The 25,177-nt window shown below is 60.3% G+C and carries 24 protein-coding genes; 6 read left to right on the forward strand and 18 right to left on the reverse strand.

The annotated features are described in order from the left end of the window. Nucleotides 1–65: 65 nt before the first annotated feature. From OHL18_RS12795 to OHL18_RS12805, 3 genes are all read left to right on the forward strand, one after another. On the forward strand, nucleotides 66–632 hold the full coding sequence (locus OHL18_RS12795) for a SixA phosphatase family protein (RefSeq protein ID WP_263375237.1): 567 nt from the start codon (nucleotides 66–68) through the stop codon (nucleotides 630–632). A gap of 145 nt (nucleotides 633–777) precedes the next feature. Next, on the forward strand, nucleotides 778–2,778 hold the full coding sequence (locus OHL18_RS12800) for an ArnT family glycosyltransferase (RefSeq protein WP_263375238.1): 2,001 nt from the start codon (nucleotides 778–780) through the stop codon (nucleotides 2,776–2,778). Between the two features lie 76 nt (nucleotides 2,779–2,854). Then, nucleotides 2,855–4,813, forward strand: a complete 1,959-nt coding sequence (locus tag OHL18_RS12805) for an ArnT family glycosyltransferase (RefSeq protein WP_263375239.1) — start codon at nucleotides 2,855–2,857, stop codon at nucleotides 4,811–4,813. 7 nt (nucleotides 4,814–4,820) lie between these two features. On the opposite strand, the gene OHL18_RS12810 is transcribed toward OHL18_RS12805, so the two are convergent. The 11 genes from OHL18_RS12810 to dnaK all read right to left on the reverse strand — a co-directional run bounded on the left by OHL18_RS12810 (nucleotide 4,821) and on the right by dnaK (nucleotide 14,807). Next, nucleotides 4,821–6,038 carry a glycosyltransferase gene (locus OHL18_RS12810; RefSeq protein WP_263375240.1) on the reverse strand — a complete coding sequence of 406 codons (1,218 nt, stop codon included), beginning with the start codon at nucleotides 6,036–6,038 and terminating at the stop codon, nucleotides 4,821–4,823. 72 nt (nucleotides 6,039–6,110) lie between these two features. Then, nucleotides 6,111–6,533 (reverse strand): MerR family transcriptional regulator, encoded by a 423-nt coding sequence (locus OHL18_RS12815; RefSeq protein ID WP_263375241.1) that lies wholly within the window; start codon nucleotides 6,531–6,533, stop codon nucleotides 6,111–6,113. 99 nt (nucleotides 6,534–6,632) lie between these two features. Beyond that, nucleotides 6,633–7,805, reverse strand: coding sequence for an acyltransferase family protein (locus OHL18_RS12820; RefSeq protein ID WP_263375242.1), 1,173 nt, complete (start codon nucleotides 7,803–7,805; stop codon nucleotides 6,633–6,635). 182 nt (nucleotides 7,806–7,987) lie between these two features. Next, the gene (locus tag OHL18_RS12825) at nucleotides 7,988–8,752 is read right to left on the reverse strand and encodes a LolA-like protein (RefSeq protein ID WP_263375243.1); all 765 of its coding nucleotides are present in this window, start codon (nucleotides 8,750–8,752) and stop codon (nucleotides 7,988–7,990) included. A gap of 180 nt (nucleotides 8,753–8,932) precedes the next feature. Further along, complete coding sequence (locus tag OHL18_RS12830) at nucleotides 8,933–10,168, reverse strand: J domain-containing protein (protein WP_263375244.1); 1,236 nt, start codon at nucleotides 10,166–10,168, stop codon at nucleotides 8,933–8,935. A 198-nt stretch (nucleotides 10,169–10,366) separates the two neighbouring features. After that, complete coding sequence (locus OHL18_RS12835; protein WP_263375245.1) at nucleotides 10,367–10,537, reverse strand: hypothetical protein; 171 nt, start codon at nucleotides 10,535–10,537, stop codon at nucleotides 10,367–10,369. A 289-nt stretch (nucleotides 10,538–10,826) separates the two neighbouring features. Further along, nucleotides 10,827–11,756, reverse strand: a complete 930-nt coding sequence (locus OHL18_RS12840; RefSeq protein ID WP_263375246.1) for an Fpg/Nei family DNA glycosylase — start codon at nucleotides 11,754–11,756, stop codon at nucleotides 10,827–10,829. 205 nt (nucleotides 11,757–11,961) lie between these two features. Continuing rightward, nucleotides 11,962–12,285, reverse strand: a complete 324-nt coding sequence (locus OHL18_RS12845; protein WP_263375247.1) for a HigA family addiction module antitoxin — start codon at nucleotides 12,283–12,285, stop codon at nucleotides 11,962–11,964. A gap of 83 nt (nucleotides 12,286–12,368) precedes the next feature. Continuing rightward, complete coding sequence (locus OHL18_RS12850; RefSeq protein ID WP_263375248.1) at nucleotides 12,369–12,554, reverse strand: VOC family protein; 186 nt, start codon at nucleotides 12,552–12,554, stop codon at nucleotides 12,369–12,371. A gap of 53 nt (nucleotides 12,555–12,607) precedes the next feature. Continuing rightward, complete coding sequence (locus tag OHL18_RS12855) at nucleotides 12,608–12,778, reverse strand: hypothetical protein (protein ID WP_263375249.1); 171 nt, start codon at nucleotides 12,776–12,778, stop codon at nucleotides 12,608–12,610. 115 nt (nucleotides 12,779–12,893) lie between these two features. Further along, complete coding sequence (dnaK, locus tag OHL18_RS12860) at nucleotides 12,894–14,807, reverse strand: molecular chaperone DnaK (RefSeq protein ID WP_263375250.1); 1,914 nt, start codon at nucleotides 14,805–14,807, stop codon at nucleotides 12,894–12,896. Between the two features lie 143 nt (nucleotides 14,808–14,950). On the opposite strand from dnaK, the gene OHL18_RS12865 reads away from it, so the two are divergent. After that, entirely contained in the window at nucleotides 14,951–15,415 is a 465-nt protein-coding gene (locus tag OHL18_RS12865) for a hypothetical protein (protein ID WP_263375251.1), read from the forward strand. 5 nt (nucleotides 15,416–15,420) lie between these two features. Further along, on the forward strand, nucleotides 15,421–16,659 hold the full coding sequence (locus OHL18_RS12870) for a beta propeller repeat protein (RefSeq protein WP_263375252.1): 1,239 nt from the start codon (nucleotides 15,421–15,423) through the stop codon (nucleotides 16,657–16,659). A gap of 115 nt (nucleotides 16,660–16,774) precedes the next feature. Here OHL18_RS12870 and OHL18_RS12875 read toward each other — a convergent pair whose 3' ends face one another. From OHL18_RS12875 to OHL18_RS12905, 7 genes are all read right to left on the reverse strand, one after another. Then, the gene (locus OHL18_RS12875; protein ID WP_263375253.1) at nucleotides 16,775–17,332 is read right to left on the reverse strand and encodes a Uma2 family endonuclease; all 558 of its coding nucleotides are present in this window, start codon (nucleotides 17,330–17,332) and stop codon (nucleotides 16,775–16,777) included. An 11-nt stretch (nucleotides 17,333–17,343) separates the two neighbouring features. Further along, entirely contained in the window at nucleotides 17,344–18,303 is a 960-nt protein-coding gene (locus OHL18_RS12880) for a type II secretion system protein (RefSeq protein WP_263375755.1), read from the reverse strand. 7 nt (nucleotides 18,304–18,310) lie between these two features. Beyond that, on the reverse strand, nucleotides 18,311–18,970 hold the full coding sequence (locus tag OHL18_RS12885; protein WP_263375254.1) for a hypothetical protein: 660 nt from the start codon (nucleotides 18,968–18,970) through the stop codon (nucleotides 18,311–18,313). Then, a complete protein-coding gene (locus OHL18_RS12890; protein WP_263375255.1) occupies nucleotides 18,967–19,710 on the reverse strand; it encodes a hypothetical protein in 744 nt (247 codons plus the stop codon). Before OHL18_RS12890 ends, OHL18_RS12885 begins: the two co-directional genes overlap by 4 nt. Further along, a complete protein-coding gene (locus OHL18_RS12895; RefSeq protein ID WP_263375256.1) occupies nucleotides 19,707–20,468 on the reverse strand; it encodes a PilN domain-containing protein in 762 nt (253 codons plus the stop codon). Before OHL18_RS12895 ends, OHL18_RS12890 begins: the two co-directional genes overlap by 4 nt. Continuing rightward, nucleotides 20,468–21,766, reverse strand: coding sequence for a type IV pilus biogenesis protein PilM (locus OHL18_RS12900; RefSeq protein ID WP_263375257.1), 1,299 nt, complete (start codon nucleotides 21,764–21,766; stop codon nucleotides 20,468–20,470). Before OHL18_RS12900 ends, OHL18_RS12895 begins: the two co-directional genes overlap by 1 nt. A 145-nt stretch (nucleotides 21,767–21,911) precedes the next feature. Beyond that, nucleotides 21,912–23,546 (reverse strand): GspE/PulE family protein, encoded by a 1,635-nt coding sequence (locus OHL18_RS12905; RefSeq protein WP_263375258.1) that lies wholly within the window; start codon nucleotides 23,544–23,546, stop codon nucleotides 21,912–21,914. Between the two features lie 360 nt (nucleotides 23,547–23,906). Here OHL18_RS12905 and OHL18_RS12910 point away from each other — a divergent pair, with 360 nt between their 5' ends. Next, nucleotides 23,907–25,175, forward strand: a complete 1,269-nt coding sequence (locus tag OHL18_RS12910; protein WP_263375259.1) for a glycosyltransferase — start codon at nucleotides 23,907–23,909, stop codon at nucleotides 25,173–25,175. Nucleotides 25,176–25,177 lie beyond the last annotated feature (2 nt).

The following is a 25,177-nucleotide window of genomic DNA, read 5'->3' on the forward strand; positions in this document are numbered from 1 at the left end:
TCGCTTCTGAGCGCCGCCCGGCGAAATGAATTCCTCATTAGCCTCATCTATAATGTGAATAGACTATGAATTTGTTTATTCTTCGCCACGCCAGCGCCGGAACCAGCCGTCTCAACCCACTCGTCGACCGCAAGCGTCCTCTCGACAAGGAAGGGAAGAAGCACTGCCTGCAACTTGCCGCAATCCTGAACAACCAGAAGACCCAATTCGACCTGATCTTCTCCAGTCCGCTCAAGCGCAGCCTCCAGACCGCCCAGTTCATCGCCACCGAGACCGGCTATGAAGCCGAGATCATCCACTCCGACGCCCTGGCCCCGACCGCGGCCTTCAAGGACTTCCAGAAGCTCCTCCAGACTGTCTCCGTAGATTTCCCCGAAAAAGAGAACATTCTCGTCGTCGGTCACAATCCCAATCTGGCAGTCTTCCTGTCGGCGCTGCTCCTGCCTGCCCCCTCAGCGCAGGCGATCAAGATTCGCCTCCGCAAAGGATCGCTTGCGCACTTGACCTACACTCGGGGCCCTGCGGTATTGCAGAACCTAATCGACCCCCGCGTGGTTCGCGCCAGCTTCGCCACTTCCACCAGGCGGCCGAGACGCAAGCCCACATCGGGCAAGAAAATTTCGAAGAAGTAACCCGCGCACACGAAGGGCAGGCACGCCGCCGTGTGGCCAACAGCCACATACCGGAGCTAAATTCAAGCATCCTAATGCTTGCCGGCGTCGTCTGAATAGAATCGGAGGGACGGTTTCTCGCTTCTCTGATCGGCAAATAAGAGCGATGACGACCCAAACTGATTCAGTATCCGAATTTGCCATCCTCGAACCTGCCGCAAGGTCTCAGCCTGGCAGCTCGACCCCTTCTTCTCCCAGCCGTTCCACCGCAATCTTCGTATTGGCCGCCCTCTGGGCCATCGTCTTCTTCGCGTCGCTCTTCGCTCCCCCTCTGCTCGATGACGCCGACGCCACCCACTCCAACGCCGCCCGCCACATTCTCTCCAGCGGCGACTGGGTCACTCTTTACGTAAACGGCATCCGCTATCTTGAAAAAGCGCCGCTGCCCTACTGGCTCGACGCGATCAGCTTCAAACTCTTCGGCTTCAACGCCTTTGCCGCGCACCTGCCGCAGGCCACCGCGGTCTTTTTGCTGGCACTGCTCGGGTACATCTGGGCATCAAAGGCCTACAGTGCGCGAGCCGGACTCTATGCTGGAATCGCCGTCCTCACCTCGGCCGGAGTCTTCCTCTTCACTCGCATATTTATCCCTGAGATCTGGCTCTCGCTCTTCCTCGCCACCGCCCTTTATTGCTTCCTCCAGAGCCTTTCAGCACCTCCCGTAGAAGACGTCATCGCGACCGGAGCGAAGCAGAGTGGAGAGCCCCCCGCATTTGTAGTTCGGCCCACTTCGAATCTTTACCCCTACGGCCTCTGGGTATCCCTCGCCCTCGCCGTCCTCACCAAGGGCCTCGTAGCGCCGGTCTTCATCATTGGCACTGCAATCATTTACCTGGCCCTCACCGGCGAGTACCGCCAATGGCACCGCCTGAAGCCCTTCACCGGCATCCTGCTCTTCCTTGCTATCGCCGCTCCGTGGCACATCCTTGCCGGTCTCCGCAACACCGATGGAGCGCTCAACGGCCATCCCCACGGCTTCTTCTGGTTCTACTTTGTCAACGAGCACTTCCTCCGCTTCCTCGGCAAGCGCTACCCGGTCGATTACAACAAGCTCCCTGGCTACCTCTTCTGGAGCCTCCATCTCGTCTGGCTGTTCCCTTGGGCACTGTTCACGCCACTCCTCTTGACGGGAGTTCGCCGCAGGGTCTCCGCGATTCTCGCTCCCACCTACGCAGCGCGCACGACTCTCCTTCTGACTTTGTACTCCGCCCTGGTGCTGCTCTTCTTCTCGTTCTCGACCAACCAGGAGTACTACACGTTCCCGGCGTACCTTCCGCTGCTGATGCTCCTCGCCGCCGCCCTTACGCGCGCCGAAAGCACTTACACGTCCGACAGATCCTCGCGCCGTCGGGTCGTCTTCGCCCACGCTGCACTCACCGTCATCGGAGCGGCAGTTTCCATCGCGCTCTTCATCGGCCTCTGGCGCTCGCGCCATCTCCCCTTCGTGCCCGACATAGGAGAACTCCTCGCCCACCGCGGCGTTGGCGACTATACCCTCTCCATGTCGCACCTCTTCGACCTCACCGACTCGAGCTTCGCTGCTCTCCGGCTCCCAGCCACGATCGCCGCCATGGCCTTCGCCTTCGGGCCTGCCTTGGCGTGGTTTCTCCGGTCACAGCGCCGGCATCTCGCGGCTACCTCCGCCATCGCGGTTACCTCCGCCACGTTTCTCGTCGCCGCCCACATCGCGCTGATCCGCTTCGGCCCCATGCTGTCCTCACAGCCCCTCGCGGCCCGTATCGCTGACCTCCGCTCCACCCACGCGATCGCTCCCGATACGAGAGTCATGCTCTATGGCGACCAATCCTACGGTTCGTCGATCGCCTTCTACCTCGGCGAACAGTTACCCCTCGTCGAAGGCCGCAGTAGCTCCATGATCTTCGGCAGCAGCTTCCCCGACGCCCCACACATTTTCCTCACCAACGCAGACCTGATCGGCGGCTGGGGCACTGGCCCCCGCAAGCTCCTCTTCGTGCCTCTCGAGCGCCGCGACGCTCTCGATCGCGTTCTTCCCGTCTCCCTCCAGATCGTTCTCGCCGAGACATCCGGCAAGGCCCTGATCACCGATCGTCCGCTCGACGAAACTTCGTCATTCGTCATCCGGTAGAATCACGAGATAGAGAAACGCATCTGAACCGATCGCTTCACCCAGGTCTCGGCTAAGTGCGCAGCGTGATCCTCCGATGCCCAGCCTTGCTACCGTACAGCCAAAGACCGTCGCCCAGCGAACAATACTCCGAAGCTGGAGTCTCCGCTCGATCTCAATCATCGTTCTGGCGTGGCTCATCCTCCAGCTTGGCGGTATCTTCTCTCCCGGTCTGCTCGACGACGTAGACTCCATCTACATCCAGGTCGCGCGCGAGATGCTCCATCGCCATGACTTCGTCACGCCAACCATCGACGGCATCCGCTTCTTCGACAAGCCCCCGCTGATGTACTGGATGGCTGCCGCATCGATGAAGCTTTTCGGAGTTTCAGACTGGGCCGCGCGACTCCCGCTTGCCGTTGCCGTGCTGGCTCTTCTTCTCAGCACCTACGCGCTCGGCAACCGGCTCTTCGCCTCCGTCTCGCCCGAAGGCGCTCGAGATCGCGGCGGCTTCTACTCCGCGTTGGCCCTCGCGACGGCGATTGGCCCCTACCTCTACACGCGCTTCTTCATCCCCGACATCCTCATCGCCCTCTGGATGACCCTCGGCGTCCACCTCTTCCTCATCGCCCTGGAAAGAATCACCACAATTGCGGGTGCCCCACATCTCGCATCTGAGATGTGGGAAGTATCGCCACAACTATCCCCGCTCCTTCCCTGCCTCGCGTTCGCCGCCGTTATGGCACTCAACGTCCTTACCAAGGGACTCATCGGTGCCGTCTTCCCCATCGGCTTTGTCCTGCTCTACCTGTTCCTCACGCGGCGACTCAATCTCCTTCCGCGATTCCATCTCCTCTCGGGAACCGCCGTATTCCTTGCGATCGCCGCGCCCTGGCACATCCTTGCCGCGCTACGGAACCCTGCCATAGCGCTTCCCGCTGGCCTTGGCCTTCCCGCTCATGGTGGCTGGGCCTGGTTCTATCTCTACAACGAGCACATCGCCCGCTTCCTCTCGAAGCGTATCCCCCACGACTACGGCCAGACGCCCGTCTGGCTCTTCTGGGTCTACCTCGCCATCTGGGCCATGCCCTGGACGACATTTTTACCCACGGCAATCGCCCGCCACATGCGCACGCTTAGAGACCGCACCACGACCCGCGAATATGAGGCCGCCCTCGCTTTGCTCCTATGGTCGCTCCTGGTTCTCGGCTTCTTTACCCTCTCGGCCCGGCAGGAGTATTACTCGCTTCCCGCTATCCCCGCGCTTGCCCTCATGGCCGGCGGCGCCCTGACCCGCTCCGAACGCGACAAGACCGAACTACGATCCAGCGAAGTCTCGAGCAGCCTGCGCCGCTGGTCCACCTTCTTCCTTCTTCCCCTGACCACCGCCATATCCGTTCTCTGCGCGTACTTCGCCATCGCCGCTCCGCGCCCGGCTCCAGGGGCCACTCTCTCCACCCTGCTTGCGACCAACCCCGAGCTCTACAACCTCTCCCTCGGCCACCTCTTCGATCTCACCGGCCCTGCTCTCGGGCTCTTCCGTGGACCTCTCGCCGCCGTCGCCATCGGTCTGGCCGTCGTGGGCATCTTCAGCGCGATTCTGCGGCACAAAGGCCACCTCTACGCCGCGAACCTCGCTATTGCGGCCGGCATGACCATCACCCTGCTCGCCGCCCACACCGGTCTCAGCCGTTTCAACCCCACTCTCGGCTCAAAGGACCTGGCCCGGTCCATCAGCGCTGTCCTCCAGCCCGGGGACCTCATCGTCCTTGACGGCGAACTGACCACCGGCTCGACCATCCTCTTCTACACCGGCCACCAGGTCCACCTTGTCAACGGCCGCGTGAACGGGCTCTGGTACGGCAGCTTCTGGCCCGACGCTCCTCACGTCTTCGAGACCGAAGCTTCTCTCAAAACTTTGTGGCAGAGTTCACGGCACGTCTTCCTGCTTACCTCGAACGTAGCTTCCCGTCAGCAGTATCTAGCCCACGCCAACGTCCTTGGTGCATCCGGCGGCAAGGCCGTTCTCACCAACTTCATTCCACCCATTCAGTGAGAATCTGTCATCCCTTGCGCAGCGGAGAATTGACTTTTGCACTCTCTGCCGCCAGCCGCATCCGCCCCTCGGCGAGCAACTCATAGACCTCGCCACGCCAGATAATCCGGTTGCTCCCATAACTGGCTGCCCAGAAAAAGATCCCCATCAAATCTCTCACCGGAAACAACAGCGCCGCCCGCCACACCTTCCGCTCCTTCACCACATACTTCGCCACCACAAAGCCCTGCAGCACCCGTCCCAGAATGCTGTACGCAAGACAGCACCAGGCCAACCCCGGCATCCCCACCCAAAAAGCCCCGCCCAGCGCCAAAATCCCAAACGGCACCCCAAAGGTAAGGCTCGTCCCGAAGTGTCCTTTTGGACGTGAAAACCGCGTGCTCTTCATCCAACGAACCTGGTGCCGGATCGAGGCCATGAAGCTGACGTTCAGCACCACATGGTCGATCGCATGCCCGATCAGCTCGACCCGGTGCCCCTTCGCCGCAATCCAGTTCCCCAGGACAAAGTCATCCGCGCAGTAGTCGACCATGGCCTCAAACCCGCCAATCTCTGCAACACAATCGCGCCGAGCCACCATCGTCGGCCCCAGAGCGAACTGCATCGGCTCCATGAGGTTCGCCGCCATCACACCCGAGCTCATCTCGACGGTCATGCCAACCGCCTCGAGCTGCGTCCATATCCCGCCCACCGCCACGCCGCGATAGAGGCAAGTCGCACACCCCACCTTCTTCTCGCGAAACGGCAAGACCGCGTTCCGCAGATACTTCCGATCCACCTTTACATCGCTGTCGCTGATCACCCAGAGATCATGCGTGGCCGCCTGCGCCATCACCGTCATCGAGCACGCCTTCGCGTTCGCCGCCCACGGCTCCCCGCTCGCCAAAAACACACTGGTCACGCCGGGATACTCCGCCGCGACGCGTTGCGCGATCTGAATGCCCGCGTCCTCCAGCGTTCGCGCGCAGAATAGAACTTCCACCGGAGCCGCATAGTCCTGCTCAAAGAAGCTCCGCAGGTTCCCGTCAAGCCCCGGCTCCGCCCCGTGCAGCGGCTTGAACAGCGTCACCGATGGTAGAAACTCCGGCTCGTCTACAAGCGCCCGCTCCTGTCGCCGGACATCCCGAAGGAACGCCCGCACCCCAACCAGAACCATCCCGAGAAACACACTCGAAGTGAGCAGCCCGAACAGGCCGACTGCCAGAGGTACATATTTCAAAAACATGGAACCCAATCTCCGCAAGCGCCCAGCGACGTTGGCCATCTCCGGCCGCCGTTTACTCTTTCTTGTCGCCGCTTACTTTTTCTTGACGCCCTTCAGCGTAACCTTCGCCGCTGGCTTCACCGGCACAATCACCGCACGCCGCAGAGGCACCAAACCCGCGCCCGGATCCTGTTGCTGCTGCATCCGCGACAGCATCTCTGTCCGCACGTAGTCAACAAAACCCTGCATCTGACGGTTCATCTCCTCCATCCGCTCACGCATCTGCAGGACAATCGCTATCCCCGCGATATTCACGCCCAAGTCCCGCGCCAGATTAAGGATGAACTCCAGCCGCTCTAAATCTTCATCGGTGTAGAGCCGAGTGTTCCCGTCACTCCGCGACGGCCGCAATAGCCCCTCGCGCTCATACAGCCTCAACGTCTGCGGATGGATCTCGTACATCTCCGCCACCGCCGAGATCATGTACGCACCCTTGGTCTTCCTCTTCGTCGCCACGAAACCATCTCCGCCCGCGACGGCATCTCTTGTCTGATCAAGGTGCTTGTCCGGTCTTTCCGATCATACTCGATAGCAATTTCGCTGGAAACGGCCTCTTTACCCCGCCGCCGCGATCCTCCCCTTAAGCCGCAGTATCGGGTCTTCAAACCATCTCCGCGACGCCATCGCTGCTACCACCGCGACTCCATTCGCCACCAAAAACCGCACGATCAACAGTCCCCGGTCGTGCTCAAACCCCTTGCCGAAATTCCGGTCATAGATCTGCAGCAACAGCAGATGAATCAGGTACAGCCCATAGCTGATCTTCCCCAGGAAGACCATTCCCCGCAGCCATCCGGGCACTGCCCGCTTGCGAAACAGGCACAGCATCCCTACGACCGCGCTACTGCAGATCAGCAGAAAACAGCTCAGGCCCACGCTGTTTCGCAGCACGTCCTCAGCTCCCATCCTGCCCGCGCCAAACAAACAGACGAGACCCACAACGCCCACCGCAAGCTGCGTCCAACCCAGGGCGGCCACCTTCGCCACTGTGATCCCCGGCCACCGTAGAAAAATGGCCAGGAAGGCCCCGATCGCTAGATTGTCCCCAATCATCCAGGTCTTGCTCAGCGCATCCCCGGTGTGCAGCAAATGCCCAAACGACAGCGCACGCAGCACCGGGCAGATCACCAACTGCGCCAGGCTTGCCGCCAGCATCCCTCGCCGCCGCAGCTTGCGGTACATCATGGGCCACAGCAGATAGAACTGCTCCTCCACCGCCAGCGACCAGAACGGGCCATAGAACAGGTACCCGTGGCGCAGAAAAAGCCCTGGCATATTCGCCAGGAAGAGCATGCAGACCACCATGTAATTCGGCGTCACGAACCCCGTCGCCCACGCCAGCAGCAGCACCGCGACATATGCGGGAAGAATCCTGAGGGCCCGCCGCAGATAGAACCGCTCATAGAAGTTTTGTCTTCGCAGGGTGTCGTCCAGAATCCCGGTAATCAGAAAACCCGAGATCACAAAGAAGAGGTTGACCCCTAACCATCCCCATGCCGTCAGGCCATACAGAAAGTTCGGTAGCGCACCACCCCACTCCACAACTGGAGCCTTGTACGCCATGCCGTGAAATACCACCACCGCCAGCACAGCGGCACCCCGCAGCACGTCGATCCCGTCCATATGCGCCGAAAGCAAATCCGACGCCAGTACCGTCTCGTGCGGCGCAACCAAAGCAGTTCGCGGCTGCGGAAGGACCGCAGTCAGCTCAAGAACTTCAGTGTCCACATACACCCCTTGCTCTGTGTACTTCGGGGGTTAGGACTTGGGGAATTGAACCTATCGCGCGGGATGCCTCAGCTCCGTATCACTATGCTTCCTCGCGCCGGGAAATCTCCGGGTTGCACCCCAAAGTATTCCCATTCCAGGAAAAGTCAAGCGAATTAGGTGCTTCCCTTCCGCGAGCAGAGCTATTGGTGAAGGGACACAGCAACATTGCTTACCGAACTAGCGCCATGGTTCGCAGCCGAGATCACCCCGCTCAGCCGTCCCGCCGCCACCACCTCATACTGCCCATAGTCCACGGCCAGCGTAATCTCCCCACCGATTCGCAGATGGCTCACCGTATGATTCTTTGCCGGCAGCCAGAACTCCCCATTCCTCGAGTACGTGTAGTCGAAGTTCGAGCTGCCCATCAGCCAAGTAGGGTTCTTTGCCGGCGCGCCCACAATTCGCATGATCGCGAAGTCCGACTCACTCACCCAAACCTTGCCCTTGTAGCTGAAGCGGTTCTCGTCCTTCGGCGTAACCTGTAGGACCCAAGCCTTCTCGCCCGAGTAGCTCTCCTCGCCCAATAGCTCCAGCTTGTCATTCTCCGGCGACAGCATCGACCGCAGCCGATTCGCCTCCAGCGCTCCCTCGCGCTCGCCTTCCATCAGCCGCGAGATCACCTGGTGGCAGAAGACCGTCGATCCCGTCTCCGAAAGCACCGTGAACTTCTTGCTCTCCGGAGCCGAGTAGTCCATCCGCACCTGCATTCGCGCATGGCGCACCCCGATCGGCCCCTTGTAGTCCATCTCATAAGTCCGTTCGGACCCGTATCGGATCAGGGCCTGTCGCCGCGCCGCGTCGCGCTGAATGACCTGTCGAACAATCTCATCCGCACTGTTCGTCTGTGCCGACCCCACCCCGGAACCCAACCCCGCAGCCCCAAGCAATAGCACCACCCATGCCATTCGCTTCATCATCCACCCCCGACATAGACATCTCACCACGCCGCACAAATATCTGTGCAAACATCGCGTGTAAATTTCGAGATTTCTGTGGGAACGCGAACCTGTTTGGGAACACGATTTTTTACAGCGATGATAAAAGGGTGCCCCACATCTCGATTCTGAGATGTGGGACTTCGCCCACTACACCTGCCCGAAGATTCCGCTCCGGGGATCTTCAGGATTCAGCGCCGCCAACTCGCGCAGAATCTCCTTCGACCGCTCATCCTGCACCTTCGGCACCACGATCTTTACCTCGACGATCTGGTCGCCGCGCACGCCATCCCGCGTCGCGCTGGGAACGCCCTTCTCCCGCAGCCGCAGCTTCTGCCCGGTCTGCGTCCCCGGCGGAATCTTTAGCTGCGTCTTCGGTCCGCCATCATGCGAGTCGACCGTTGGCACCTCAATCTTCGCGCCCAGCGCCGCCTCGGTCACCGAAACCGGCACCGTCACGTAAATGTCGTCTCCCTGCCGCGTAAAGACGGGGTTCGAACCGCCCTTGATGATCAGGAACAAATCTCCCGCAGCGCCGCCGTCCGTCCCGGCATTTCCCTTGCCTGCCAGCCGAATTCTCTGGCCATCTCTCGTTCCAGGCTTGATGCGGAACTCCAGTGGCTCGCGCTTGGTGATGACACCGGCGCCGTTGCAGGTCGAGCACGCATTCTGCACCCTGCCCGACCCGCCGCAACGGGGGCACTGGATGTTGAACTTCATCCGGCCGCCCATCTGCGTGACCTGACCCGTGCCTTCGCACTCGGGACACTCCATGCTCCCGCCCGACGTCGACTTGCCCTTGCACGTCGGACACGTCTCCTGCCGTGTGATCTCCAGCTTCGTCACCCCGCCGCGAATCAGCGTCCAGAAGTCCACATTCACCTGGTACTCCAGGTCCGTGCCCGGCTGCGGCCCGCGCGAAGACCTCTGCCCACCGCTGAACATGCCGCTGAAGATGTCCTTGAAGCTGCCGCCAAACCCTCCGCCGCTGTCTGAGCTGCGCGGCTCGCGCCCGCCCTGGAAGCCCGAAAAATCAAATCCCCCAAAGTCGAACGGGACTTCTTGATGAGATCGTCCGCCCCCTGCGCCCGGAAACCCGCCACCTGCACCATATCCACCACGAGCAGCCGCCTCCGCCGCAGCGGGATCGATGTTGTCCGAGTAGAAACCGAACTGGTCGAAGACCTTCCGCTTCTTCTCGTCGCTCAGAACATCGTTCGCCTCCGAGATCTCCTTGAACTTCTCCTCGGCCTTCTTGTCGTTCGGGTTCACGTCCGGGTGATACTTCCGCGCCATCTTGCGGAACGCCTTGCGAATCTCATCCTGGGTCGCGGTCGGCTTTACACCGAGCGCGCCGTAATAGTCCTTCTTCTGTGTTGGAGCCATAGTCTTCTATCTTCTCTCAGCATCTCGCCGTCAGATGCTCATCCACTGATCTTGTCATCCTGTGCAAAGAACCTTGTCATCCTTCGCGAAGCGGAGGACCTGCTTTTGCCTTTGCTCGTTCTTCATCCACACCCACCAGCATAAATAATGGCGCCGACAAACTGCATCGGCGCCATCACTTCAGTTCGTTACGGAGACTCAATTCCAGATCTTGTACGCCTCTACCGCTTCAATCGAAAACTGCTGGTCCGGCTCCATCGGCTTCATCCGCTGCACAAACTGCTCTGCTTCAGCCTTCGTGTCGAACATCATCCGGTTGTACAGCTGACCGAACCGTAACTGGTCGCATATCCAAAGCGTCTCTGACATGGTCATCACCCTCGCGACTAGATTTGAGTTCCAGACTTGCAGTGCCTACCGCGTCTCATCTTCTGCCTGTTCAAACCCCGGTCCCGGGAATTTGTCTTGCTCTATGCCTGAACAGTTCCAACGCTCAAACATCCATCCGCAACCCGCGCCTAACCCTGCTCTTCTGCAGCGCGCCCTGCTTCTGGTCCACCGCAATAGCCTTACTCATCTTGGCTTGCAATTAGTTTGATTCACTTCACTACACATTGGACGCAGAAGCACGCCGATCGATACACCCGTACCAAAGCGATCAACTCTTCTTTCCTTCTTCGGCCTGGCACGTCGGACACCAGAAGAGATTCCGCGCCGCCATCTCCCGTTTCAACACGGTAGTCCCGCACACAAAGCAAGGCTTTCCGTTGCGCCGGTAGACGTAGTGCGCCTCTTCCTTATCCGGTCGAGCCGCTTTCTTCTTTCCCTTCGACGAAGGCCGATCCTCCGGCTTCGTCGTCACAATGCGCCGATCCACCATCCCCGCCCGCATCAGCGGCAGAGCCTCATCCCAGATCGCCTTAAGCGTCTTCTCCGGAACGTCCTTCCCTGGCAGAAACGGACTCAACCTCGCCCGAAACAGCAGCTCCGCCCGATAGATGTTCCCAATGCCCGCGATGACCGACTGGTCCATCAACAGCTCCCCAATCGACTTCCGGCTCTTCAGAATTTTCGCGAACGCCTTCGCAGGATCGTCGCCGCCCTTGCCATCGACGCCCAGCGGATCCGGCCCCAGCCGCTCCCGCAGCTTGTCCCACTTCGCATTGGTGTACACCGAGCAGTCCATCGGCCCGCGCAGCTCCACCCAAGCCACCCGCTTCGCATCGAAGTCGTTCGACCCGTCATCGTCGGCGTACCACGCATGACGCTTGCTCTCGCCCGGCGCAACCGGCTTCTTGACCGCCGCCTCATTCCACATCCGCAGCCGCAGCGCCCCACGCACCTCCGGCAGCGGCCCCGAGCCCTCGGTAAAGTCGCCCTGCAGCCCCAGGTGGATATGCAGAATCCGGTCCTTCCCAAACACATACCCCAGATGCTTGCCCACCGCCATCACCCGCAGCAGCTTCCGCCCATCGATCGCATCGACATCGGTAAACCGCCCCTGCGGCCCATCCGCGCGAACCACCTTGCCACCAAACGCGGCAAAATGCCGCTCCGCCCACCGATGGATCTCATTGCCTTCAGGCACACCTACCCCCAGACTTGAAAGCCACTTACCTTACCCCTTGTCATCCTTCGACGAAGTCGGAGGATCTGCTGTTGCTCTTGCTGTTGCCTGTTTCTGCCGTCATTCTGAGCGTAGCGAAGAATCCCGATGAAGCTCTCGCCACCCATACCATCCGAAGCTTTCTGCCAGGAACGCTAAGAGCCTCTTTTCATGCCTCCGCCAGCGTTCAAGCCACCGAAACTTCCCTCGGCATCACTTCCTTCTCAATCACACTCCGAGCATGCTTGTAAGCCACCGCCAACTCATAGTTGCTCTGCAGATTCATCCAAAACTGAGCTGGCATTCCAAAGTACCTCGCCAGCCGATAAGCCGTATCCGCGCTGATACTCCGCCGTTCGGCCACAATCTCACTAATCCGTGTCGAAGGAACCCGCAGCGCTATTGCCAGCGCATTCGCCGAGAGATTCAGCGGCACCAGAAACTCCTCCCGCAGCATCTCGCCCGGATGAACCGGAGCGCCCGGGTGATTCGGATTACGTGAAATCGCCATAGATCACCTCTCCCACTTTACTTGTCATCCTTCGACGAAGTCGGAGGGTCTGCTGTTGCATTTGCCGTTGCCTGTTCCTGGCGTCATTCTGAGCGGAGCGAAGAATCCCCGCCCACGCCCAGCTCGCACACCACCGAGCCATCCGGCGCATCATGACGAAACAAAGCCTCCGCCCCAAACGCAGCCTTATAAAACTCGATCGCCGCTGCACCATCTCTCACAGAGAGAAACGGCGCAACGGCGATCTTTCGAACTCGAGCTTCACTCATCCCTCACCTCGCTGCATTACTTCGCGAGGCGATTCTACCGCTAGGCCAATCTCTTAATTCCAGACATGCTGGATCGGCATCGGCTCAATCTTCAGCGTCAGATCCGGCGCAACCCCAGCCAACTTCTTCGCAAACGCCCGCGCCTGCTCCTCGCTCAGAAACATCTGCGTCTCCTGCATCTGCCCACCGAACCACTGCTCACACTTCCAGATCATGTTTGTCATCGCAGCCCCCTTTGGTCTATTCCCTATCGACCGATGTTCATCCTTTGTACAGAAGGGCGCCCCTCAAAGTTCCGGGGCGCCCTTCCTTTCTCAACCGGCAGTGATCGCCTGAAGGTTACTTCTCAGCGTCCACGTACTCGGCGTCGATTACGCCTTCGTCCTTCTTTGCCTCTTCGTGCGTGGTGCCCTCGGCTGCCGCAGCGCCATCAGTCGGAGCAGAAGCCGCGCCCGCCTTGTACACCGCCTCAGCCAGCTTGTGGCTCGCCGTCTGCAGCTTGTCCTTGACGGAGTTCAGTTCGCTTGCGGAAGACGTGCCCGCCAGCTTCTCCTTCGCCTCGGCAAGAGCCGACTCGACCTCGGACTTATCGCTCGCCTGCACCTTGTCTCCGCTCTCCTTCAACATCTTCTCGATGTTGTAGACCAGCGAATCCAGCTGATTGCGTGCCTCGATCTCGTCCTTCTTCTCCTTGTCCTCGGCCGCGTGAGCTTCGGCATCCTTCGCCATACGCTCCACTTCGTCCTTGCTGAGACCCGAAGAAGACGTGATGGTGATCTTCTGGTCCTTGCCAGTTCCACGATCTTTAGCGGTTACGTTGAGAATACCGTTCGCGTCGATATCGAAGGTAACCTCGATCTGCGGTACGCCGCGCTGCGCCGGAACAATGCCGCTGAGCTTGAACTTGCCCAGAGTACGGTTACCGTTCGCCAGCGGACGCTCGCCCTGCATCACGTGAACTTCAACCTCGGTCTGGTTATCCGCGAAGGTCGAGAACGTCTCCGACTTCTTCGTCGGGATCGTCGTGTTGCGCGTGATCATCGGTGTCGCCACGCCGCCAGCCGTCTCAATCGAGAGCGTCAGCGGAGTCACGTCGAGCAGCAGCAGGTCCTTCACTTCGCCGGCAAGTACGCCAGCCTGGACCGCTGCACCAATCGCGACGACCTCATCCGGGTTCACACCCTTATGCGGCTCCTTACCGAAGAGCTCCTTCACCAACTGCTGGATCTTCGGCATACGCGTCTGGCCACCAACGAGAACGACTTCGTCAATCTTGCTGGCATCGACGCCGGCATCCTTCATCGCCTGCTTCGAAGGCCCAATCGAGCGCTGCAACAGGTCGTCGACCAGCGACTCGAGCTTCGCACGAGTCAGGTTGCGCACCAGGTGCTTCGGTCCGCTCGCATCGGCCGTAATAAAGGGGAGATTGATCTCCGACTCCTGCGCCGTCGAAAGCTCAATCTTCGCCTTCTCCGCCGCGTCCTTCAGACGCTGAAGCGCCATCTCGTTGCCCTTCGCATGCAGGTCGAGACCGGTGTCGGACTTGAACTCCGAGATCAGCCAATCCACAATGCGCTGGTCGAGATTGTCGCCGCCAAGGTGGGTATCACCATTGGTCGACTTCACTTCGATGACGCCCTCGCCAACCTCAAGAATCGAGATATCGAAGGTACCGCCGCCGAAGTCGTAGACCGCGATCGTCTCGTCCTTCTTTTTGTCGAGGCCATAAGCGAGCGCAGCCGCCGTCGGCTCGTTCACAATGCGCTTCACATCGAGACCGGCAATCTTCCCGGCATCCTTGGTCGCCTGACGCTGAGCGTCATTGAAGTAAGCAGGAACCGTGATGACAGCTTCCGTCACCGACTGGCCAAGATAGTCCTCGGCGGCCTTCTTCAGCTTCTGCAGGATCATCGCCGAGACTTCAGGAGCGGTAAACTCCTTGCCCTGCGCCAGAACGCCGACGTTGTCGCCCTTGGCTACAACCTTGTACGGCACCATCTTCATCTCGTCGCCAACTTCGTTCAGCCGGCGGCCCATAAACCGCTTGATCGAGTAAACCGTGTTCTCCGGGTTCGTGATCGCCTGACGCTTCGCCACCTGACCCACCAGGCGCTCTCCGCTCTTCGTAAACGCAACGATCGACGGGGTCGTACGCCCGCCTTCTTCATTGGCGATCACCTTCGGCTCGCCGCCTTCCATCACGGCTACGCAGGAGTTCGTCGTCCCCAAATCGATACCAATAATCTTGCCCATCTGTATTGCCCCCTATTTTGTCTCTAAACTTCCGACTCACTCATCATCACATGTGAGTGACTTACTGTCAATGTATCTGATGCGGATTCTATGCAGCAAGATTCGTCGATCAAGCGGGCCATCTGAAACAATGGCACACCGTCATGCGCAACCTGCCAGACATCCTCTTTCTAGCCCAATTCGCCGCGACGCTCTTCATGACCGGCCTCATCTGGTTCGTCCAGATCGTCCACTACCCTCTCTTCGCTAGTGTCCACGCCCACACCTCGTCCGATGCCTTTCGCACCTACGAAAACAGCCACGCCAACCGCACCAGCTTCGTCGTCTTCCCACCCATGGCGGTTGAACTCCTCACCGCCCTCGCAGCCTTGTTCCCACGTCTCCGACCAGCGTTCCTCTCGCAGACAGCCGCCATCACCTCCGCTGTTCTCGTGCTGGCCATCTGGGCCAGCACCGGACTCCTCCAGGTTCCTCTCCACAACCGTCTCGCCGCAAATCCCACCGCAGCCACCATCCGCAGCCTCGTCCTCTCCAACTGGCTCCGAACCGCCCTTTGGACCGCCCGCGCCATCCTGCTCACCAACGTGTTCTTCCACGCCATCCACTAGCACGTATGCGCTATCCTCCACCCATGCGCCTCGTCACCCTTCTGCTCCTGATCGCCGCCACCACTGCCCACTCCAAGGCCCAGTGGGAGATCGAAGACTCCCACACCACCGCCAGCCTGCGCGGCATCCATAACGTCGGCGGCGGCATCGCCTGGGCTAGCGGCACGAACGGCACAGTCCTCCGCACCACGGACGACGGCAAGACATGGCAGACCTGCCCTGTCCCGCTCGCCGGAACCAAAGACACCGCCGAAAAGCTCGACTTCCGCGGTATCCAGGCTTTCGACGCCCAGACCGCCATCGTCATGTCCTCCGGCCCCGGCGACCTGTCCCGCCTCTACAAAACAACCGACGGCTGCCAGACCTGGAAGCTCCTCTTCACCAACCCGGACAAAGACGGTTTCTTCGATTCAATTCAAGTCACAATGAACCCACCAGAATGGAGAACTGACGGCAAAAAGGCGTACACCGGCAAAGTCATTGGCGACCCTGTGGATGGTAAATTCGCGGAGTTCGACTCAAGCGACGGCGAGCACTGGTCGAAAAATAGCGGCGGTGAGGCCGGGGCGCCAACGGCAATGCATGGCGAAGGCCTTTTCGCAGCAAGTAATTCCAACTTGCTCCTCTCGCCCGGGGGATCAATCTTCGTGACAGGCGGGACATCTGGAAGCAGAAGCAGGACGCTCTCTGAATTCGTCAAACACGATCCACACGTCTCTTGGAAATACATCGGAGGCGATATTCCTATGGCTCGCGGAGAATCAGCAGGGACATTCTCCATCGCAACATCTACCGATTTCAACCAACTTTCAGAGGTACCGGCAGAACAAGGTTTCACTGTTTATTACTTCCGTAGAGATGCGATCTGTGTAGCAGTCGGCGGCGACTATAAGAAGCCAGATGAAACGAAGGGAACAGCTGCCCTCACCCTAGATGGCGGCCAGCACTGGCTTCCCGCCCAAACCCCACCCCACGGCTACCGCTCCGCCGTAGCCTACGACCCCAATAAAAAAACTTGGATCACCGTAGGCCCCAACGGCACCGACGTCTCCACCGACGACGGCCGCAACTGGCGCGCGCTCACGCCCACCTCGCTCGACGAGAAAGACGCCGACAAAAACTGGAACGCCCTTTCGCTTCCCTTCGTGGTCGGCCCCAAAGGCCGCATCGGCAAACTCCGCCCCACTGCCATTCTTCCGATTGTTCTCCCAGCCACAACTGGCAGCAAAGTAGCGAAGCCTTGATGAAGCTCCTGCCCTTGCTTCTAGGTAAGCCAAGGCTTCAGCCTTGGCACTTTCCGATTCCACGAACGCGGGCTTCAGCCCCTGGGGTATGCCATCATCATCCGGTCAAACGGTGTCAATCAGTTGCGAAAACCTCATACAAAACCAACCGAAACTGCGTTCCCGGAACCGAAAGTTCAGGTTCCCGCACCCGCCACATCCCATTCAAGTCCACGCGATACGCGGTCGCTACCGCCGGCTCGAACGCCCAGACGTGTTCCACTCCCATCGCAAGCCAATCCTTAAAGACCGTCCGCAGACGATGCCAGGTGTCATGCGGCGAAATCACCTCGACAACCAACAGAGGCGGCCTACGCACAATCCTGTCGATCTTCGGGAATCGCGACACAACCTGCACGTCCGGGCACCGGTAGCGCCCGGGAGCGACCTCTGTCCGGCAAGCCGGAAGCACATACCACTCCCGTTCGTTTTCACACGCGGCGAGCAAACACATCACCGTGGTCATCACCCTGCTATGGTTCCACTCGCCGATATTGCGATCCGTCAGTCGGCCATCGACATAGTCGCACTCAGGCCTGTAGACGGTTCCGAGATACTCCTCTTCGGAGACAAAGACCGAGATGGGTCCTTCCTCTTGCGAGATCATTCCCTCCGGAACCCAATCGATCGGCATAAAACCTCACTCTACTGCGGATTCTGCACAGGAGCCGGATTCGGCGTGGGCGTCGGGTTATTCGGGTTATTCGGGTTATTCGGATCGCTCGGCGTAGTTGGACTCGTCGGCGTCGTCGGAGTTCCGATTCCACCACCCGTCGTGCTGCTCAGCCCGCTCGCCGATCCCAACCCTCCGCTCGACGTAGCGATCCCGCCCCCGAAGAGGCTCGACTTCGCATAAAGCTGCTCAATCCGTGGGTCGTAGATAAACTCCCACGTCGAGTAGTTCGTCTGCTCGTTCAACGTAATGATGGAGTTGCCGTCCTTCGACAGCCCTACGCCCATAAACGGCCCCACCGAGCCGCCATCGAGCGGCGAGTCCGATCCTGTCCCTGTCGATCCGGTCGAGCCAGTCTGTCCACTCTGTCCAAAGCTGCTCGACCCAAAGCTGCTGCTGCCGGAACTCGAACTACCCTGAGTTCCAGAATCGCCCGGCGCTCCTGCCGAATTCCCCGGCCCGAAAGCACTTCCACCGGTTGTGCCGCCTGTCGTCGCGCCACCGCCAACACCGCTCGACAGCCCCGCCGCCGACCCCAGCCCGGTCGTCGCCAGCCCTGCCAGCGGCTGCCCGAAGAACCCTTTTACCGTCGTCTTCGCCTGCCCCACGCCGATCAGCCGCCAGTCGTCCTTGCCCGTAAACGGATCGAGATAGTGCTGGCGCAGGTAGCGCTCGTTGTTGGTCTTCTCAAGTTGCTTCACCGATGCTGGATAAGCATTCGTCTTCAGATGGAAGAGCCGGATTGCATGGACGTATTGCTGCCCCCGGTGGACCGCCTCTAGTTCTTTCTCCCGCTGAAGGTCCTTGGCTACGATCGGGGCAGCGACGCTCAAAAAGATCAGCAACAGCGCGACCATCACGATTACGCCAAGCAGGAGAAATCCCTGTTCGTCGTCGCGAGCGTCACGCGGAGCCGGGTTCTCTCGAGGCATCGTCACGTTAGTTCTTCTGCAGGGGCAGATTCTGCTTGTTGTTGTTGGTTAGGTCTTCCACCTCGACCGAGTTGGCAGAGATCGTCCCGACCTTATACCGCCGCTGTACGATCGTTCCAGTCGCCGCAAGGAAGACATCGTCGCCATGAAGCAGGAACGCCTGACGGCTGCCATCCGCCTTGGTCGCCGTGCCGAAGAACTTCAGGTCGATGGGCGGCGGGGGAGGTGGACCCGGAGGCGGCGTATACATGGATGCCGCCGGAGCGGAGTTTCGCACACTCGCAATCGGCTTAATGATTGGAGCCAGCGCAGCCACGGGAGAGTCGGAGAAGATGTTCCTTCCCGAGCCCGAGTACTTCAACGACTCGGCGACCAGCATCGCTCCCATGTGGAGCGAAGGATCGTATTGCGAGGCCGTTGTTCCCACCTTGGTCGCATCCTTCACCCCTTTGGTGACCACACCCGACGGTGTCGCGGTCGCGGTCGCTCGATCCGAGCCCGTCGGGGTCGTCTTTACCGGCGGAAGGCTAATCGATGGCGAAACAACGGGCGGCGGTGCGTCCGGAGTTCGCAGTTGCAGATATCCGTAGACGACGACCACCAGCAGGGCTCCGCCAATGACGCCATAGCGGATGATCTTGTCTTTATCGCTCGCTCCCAGGCTCATTGTGCCGTACCTCCCGCAGGAGCGCCCGCATCTTCGTCGTCCGTCGACTCTTCCGGCAACGGGCCGGGCTTTTCATCGCCGCGTGGCGGCCTTACGTAGGTCGTCAACTTCATCCGCAGGCTTACGGTACCGCTCTGCTGGCCTGTCAGCGTCACGCCGGTGATCAGGAAGAACATGCGGTCGCGCTCCAGGTCATTCACCAGTTGGACGAGCGAGCGATACTCCCCGGTAAAGCTGGCGTCCATCCTGACCTCGGTCACCGAAGGCACGACATCGGGGCCAGGAGCGGTGCCGTCAAGATAGAGCGGAGAGTAGCCGTACTGCACCCTGGTCATCTTCGCATTCTGTTTCTTCGCGAGCGTGCCTGTCTCCATCACTACCTGCGAGACCGCATACGGCAGCCGGGACTGGTAGAACTCATTCGCGTCCGCGGTGGAGGTCTGCAGCTTTCCGTCAAGTCCATCTAGCGGAGCGGCCGCGATCTTCGCCGTCTGCAAACGCACCTTCTCCTGCGCCACCGCGTTCGCGTCCTGGCTGCTGGCCGTCTGCCAGAGAAACGCCATGTGAATCAGGAGATAGACGTTCAGCAGCACCAGCAAGGCTACGCCGGCAAAGTGAAGATTCAATGCCGTCAGCGCGCCGCGTGTCTTCTCGACGGCGACACCAAGGCCGGCGCGACGGCTGAACCCCGCTCCAAACCTCGGCCGCTTCACCACCACTCCCTCAGCGCGCGCGCTCATCGACGGCCTCCCGGAGATCCACGGTGCGGAGCGGTCGGCGTTCCCAACACTGCCGGCTTCTTAGCGCTCTTATGCCTCGCGACCTCGCCATCGCTCACCGATGACTTCTTCGCCTCCGAGGAGAGCGCTGCCGCCTCTTCGGTTGAGATAGGGTTGTAGCCGCTCAAGATATCGAATTGCACCCCGGCCGGATCCACTGTCTGCGCCCCAGAGGGTAATCGGCCGTATGATCCACCTGCGCCTGCCTGGCTTGCCTGCAGCGACTCATTGGATAGCCTCGGCGAGAGGAACCGTCTCGACTTCTCCAGGTTCCGTACCAGTTGGACGGCCTTTTCGCGATCGCCGTTCACCCTTAGCCGGATATTGACGTCGCCTTCTTTGCTGATCGACGGATCGATACTCATGACCTGCACTCCAGGAGGGAGTACGCGTTCGAGATCCATCATCACCGCCGTCCAACTGAAGCTTTTCTTCTCGAACAACTCGTTCAGGAAGTGCGCCCGCTCCAGCACCGCTCGATTCTGCGGCTGCTTCATGCGGGCCTCGTTCTTCAGCATCAGCTCCTGGTAGTCGGCCGTCTGCGCTTTCAGCGCATCCATCTGGGCGGTCGCCGCATCGGCACGCGCCTTCAACGCTCGCAGCCCGATGATCAGCCCGATCGCCAGCAGCGCCAGCGCGATCATCGCCAGCCGCAGCTTTGCGAGCAGCGGCCTTAGTTCGACGAATGGCCGGGTGGCCAGATTGATTGAGACAAGCATTAGCTTCTCAGCGCCCCCCGAACTCCCGACAACCACCCCTTGGGCACGACCGACGTCACCGCTTGGCCCACTAGAGAGTCTTCCCCGACGACCTCGCGAACCCGAATCCGACTCCCGGTCTCCATCATCTCTCCAAATCCCGCATCGGCCAGCATCGTTCCCAGAGATTGTGCGCTGACACTTCCAGCCGACAGCACTACACCCGGTGAGGTCTCCAGCGTGTCTTCGAAGTACGCCGCAGCCACGCTGACGGCCTGAGTCACCTCGCGGAGATATCCTTGCTCGGCGACCTGCGCCTGCGTCAGCCTCGGTGTTGCTGCCGCCGCTTCCTGGGCAGCGGCATAAGCCGCAGCCTCCAAAGTCGCCTCGGCCAGAGCCTGCGCCTCGATCTCAGCGACCAGCGCATCCTCGGACAGCCCCCCGGCGTAGAGCGAGCGGCGAGTTCCCTGCTGTATTGCTTCGTCGCGGCCGAACGGGTCCACGGCCTCCTGCATCGCCCACTCCTGTTGTGAGGCCTCGACGTCGATCAACGGCAACAATGGCACCGTGACCGTCTCCTGCTGAGCGTCCGTCATGCTTACCGTCGCCTCTGCCAAGATGCCGACCTGCAGATTGCCGGACATGTCGACCGAGCGATGGAGCAGGAGCATGCCCCCACTCACGATCGCGGTCGTGACCGCCTGTGGCCCAGCGTTCACCACAAGCGCGGCCTCGGCACCGCCCGTAGCGTCCTCGCCCAGCCCAGATAGAGCAGCCATGGTGCTCGGCAGCACAGCCCCAGGTTCGAAACCCGCCTCACGGACGACCGCTTCGTACTCCGCCAGGACTTCGCGTGGGATCGCTACCGCGACCACCCGCAGACCGCCCTTCGCGGTAGCGGACTTGCCTCCCATAATCTGATAGCTCACCGCCGCGTCATCCGCTTCGAACGGAAGCAGCTTCTTCAATCGGAATCGGACGACAGGAAGTGCTTCGACTGGCTTGCTCGGCAGCGAATCGAAGTCCAGCAACAACACCCGCACGGCGGAGTCGGGCACCACGAGCGTAACCTCCCGCCCAATTCCTTTCTCGGTCACCGCCTCCAGCGTCCTGCGAACAGCCGACACCACATCTGAGGGAACACGGAAGTTCCCAGCCCGCAGCCCTGGTTCGACCGCATCGATTGGAAGGTCGGCCTTCGCTACCGCCGTCAGCACGCCCGTCGATGCGTCGTCCGCCCGCGCCGCGACGACGCCGCCCCAGCGAATCTCTACCGCCAGCCGTGGCCGGGTCCCTAAAGCCTTTGGCAAAATCTCCATCGAGTCCTAGCTTACCCTTTCAGAAGGCAGGGTTTAGGGGGTAGGGGGTAGGGTTTAGCAAAAACTATGGTGTTATTCCCTAAAAGGCAGGGCTCAGGGAACAGGGAGTAGGGAAAAACTGTCCCTGCGCCCTCGGCCCTATCCGTTACCTTCCCGCCTCAATAAACGTAACCTTATTGATCTCTTTCAAGGTCGTCACGCCCTCCCGTACCCGGTCGATCGCCGAGTCGCGGAGGAACGCCATCCCCTTATCTTTCGCTTTTTTCCGGATCTCACTACCGGGCTTCTTTGCCAGCAGCATCTCGCGGATCTCGTCGTCCAACTCCAGCAGTTCGTGGATCGCCGAGCGGCCCCGGAAACCGGTTCCGCCGCACTCAATACACCCCGTACCCTCACGGAAGGTGAACCCCTGCCACTCAGCCGGGTCAAGCCCGTTCAGATCAAGCTCCGCATCGGTGTATTTAACCGCGCGAGCGCAGAAGTCGCAGACCGTCCGAACCAGCCGCTGTGCCAGAATGCAGTTCAGCGCCGAGACAAAGTTGTAAGGCTCTACGCCCATGTTCAGGAAGCGTCCCAGCACGTCGACCACGTTGTTTGCGTGGACGGTCGTGAAGACGAGGTGGCCGGTAAGCGCCGAGTTGATGGCGATCTGAGCCGTCTCGGCATCGCGGATTTCGCCTACGAGAATCTTGTCGGGATCATGGCGCAGAATAGAGCGGAGACCCCGGGCGAAGGTCAGCCCCTTCTTCTCGTTCACCGGAATCTGTGTGATGCCGCGGATCTGGTACTCGACGGGGTCTTCGATGGTGATGATCTTGTCTTCTTCCGACTTGATCTCGTTCAGCGCGGCGTAGAGCGTCGTCGTCTTGCCGGAACCGGTAGGCCCGGTGACCAGCACCATCCCGTAAGGTTCCTTAATGTAGCGCCGGAAGCGGGTCAGATCTTTCTCCGCGAAGCCGACGACGTCAAGCGAAAGTTTTTTGAACTTTTCACTCATCGACTCCTTGTCGAGCACGCGGAGCACGGCATTTTCGCCATGAACCGTCGGCATGATGCTCACGCGGAAGTCGATCAACCGTCCCTTGTAGCGCACGCGGAATCTTCCGTCCTGCGGAACACGCCGCTCGGCGATGTCGAGTTCGCTCATGACCTTGATACGGGAGAGGATGGTCTGATGGTGCTCGCGCGCAATTGGGGCCATCGCCTGCTGCAGCACGCCGTCGATGCGGTACTTCACCAGCAGGCAGTCGTCGAAGGTCTCGAGATGGATATCCGATGCGCGGCGTTCAAGGGCCGTGAAGATCGTTGTATCCACAAGCCGGATGATCGGCGAGATGTCGTCTTCACTGGTCAGCCGCTCGATGGAGATGTTTGAGTCGGAGTTCTCGTCGTTCGTCAGGACATCGAACGCCAACCCTTCGCTCGCTTCGTCCAGAACCCGCTGCGACTGCTCGGTCTTCTTCAGGAGGTCGGTGATCTGCGATAACGTCGCCACCCGCGTCACCAGCCGCTGACCCAGCAGTCCTGAGATCTCATCGAGAACCATCAGCTTCGACGGATCCGAGACGGCGATCGCCAGCCGCCCCTCGTGCTGCTCTAGAGGGACGAAGTTGTAGCGGAACATCATGTCCACCGGCACGCTTTTGAAAAGTTCGTGCTGGATCTTGAAGTTCTTCAGATCGACGAACTCCGCATGATAGCGGCGCGCGAGCACCTGCGCCCGGGCGGTCTCGTCGACCCCAGCCTCAGCCAGCGGAATTGCCATCGGTACGTTTCCCATAGCCTGTGAGACTCCTTTGAAGCTCTTCAGTTAGTCGGCAATCGAACTTGTAACGTGACGGAAGATATCCACAGGATTCCCCCGATGCGCTCCCGACGCCATCCTCCAACCGGGTCAGAGATCGTTTAAGTAAGCGACCTCCTGCCCTCCTGTAATGTACCCAATCATTGCCTCGCCTGCTCGGAAACGATACGATTTACGAATTGCCTGCAACTTTGCTTCCCATTCTGTGTTTTTGCCTGGAGCTTTTCCGTCCTACCGTTCGTCTCTAGCCTGTTGCAAAAAAATATTTTGCGGACATCAGGATCGACTCAACCGGGACAAACCCATCCACGCATGATCTGAATGGAAGGAAACGAGTTGCGGATTTTGCATATCATTGCGACGCTTGCCCCGCAGGCTGGTGGCCCTTCAAATAGCGTAAGCAGGATTGTCACCGCTTATCCGGCTATCGGCAGCGAAGGCGAGGTCGTTACTCTCGACGATCCTGACGACAAATTCCTTCGCAGCGTCAGCTTCCGTGTTCATGCGCTTGGCCCCGTTTCGACCCGTTTCGGATTCAGCACCCGCCTTATTCCCTGGCTTGCCGCTAATCGCGACCGCTTTGACGGTGTCGTTGTTCACGGCCTTTGGCAGTATCTGGGCTATGCTGTCCGCCGCGCCATCGATGGACGCAAGCCGTACCTTGTCTTTACCCACGGCATGCTCGATCCCTACTTCAAGCGCGCCCACCCACTCAAACACATCAAGAAGACGCCCTACTGGCTCCTGAACGAGTATTGGGTGCTTCGCAATGCTCAACGCGTCCTCTTTACCTCGGAGGCCGAAGCCAAGAACGCCGCGAAGAGCTTCTGGCCGCACCAGTGGCGCGCCTCCGTGGTTCCCTATGGCGCGACCGCTCCCTCGGGAGATCCCGCCGCCCTCGTCGAAAGCTTCCTGTCTCAGCATCGCGCTCTCCGGAAGCCGAATGGCCAGCCCCGGCCGTATCTTCTCTTCCTTGGCCGCATTCATGCCAAGAAAGGTTGCGATCAGCTATTGGAAGCCTTCGCAAAGATTGCTTCTCGTGTCCCCGATCTCCAGCTCGTCTTCGCCGGTCCGGACGGCGCGGCGGCCTCCGGGCTAAGCAAGGCCAGCGTATCGAACCTGGGTACGGCCGGCCTCAAGTCCGCTCTCGTCGCCGAAGCCAGACGCATGGGACTCGCGCATCGCGTCCATTGGACCGGGATGCTCGAAGGCGACCAGAAGTGGGGAGCCTTTTACGGCTGCGAGGCCTTTTGCCTGCCCTCGCACCAGGAGAACTTTGGCATCGCTGTGGCCGAGGCGCTGGCCTGTGGAAGACCCGTTCTTATCTCCGACAAGGTCGACATCTGGAAAGAGATTCTGCAAGACGGCGCGGCCTTCGTGGGTCACGATAACGTCCCAGGAGCCATCTCGGCACTGGAACGCTGGATTGCGCTCTCGACTTCTGAGAAAGCTGCCATGGGCGATCGCGCCCTGCGGTGCTTCCGCAGCCGCTACGATATGCAGGCGAACGCCAGCGGCATCGTCGAGGTCTTCAACCAGGCCATCGCAGTCAAATCCGGCAACCGCGCAGTTCATGCTGAGGCCAAGCTTCCGGCCACCCGGTGATC

This window comes from Granulicella aggregans, assembly GCF_025685565.1.
Lineage (GTDB): Bacteria > Acidobacteriota > Terriglobia > Terriglobales > Acidobacteriaceae > Edaphobacter > Edaphobacter aggregans_B.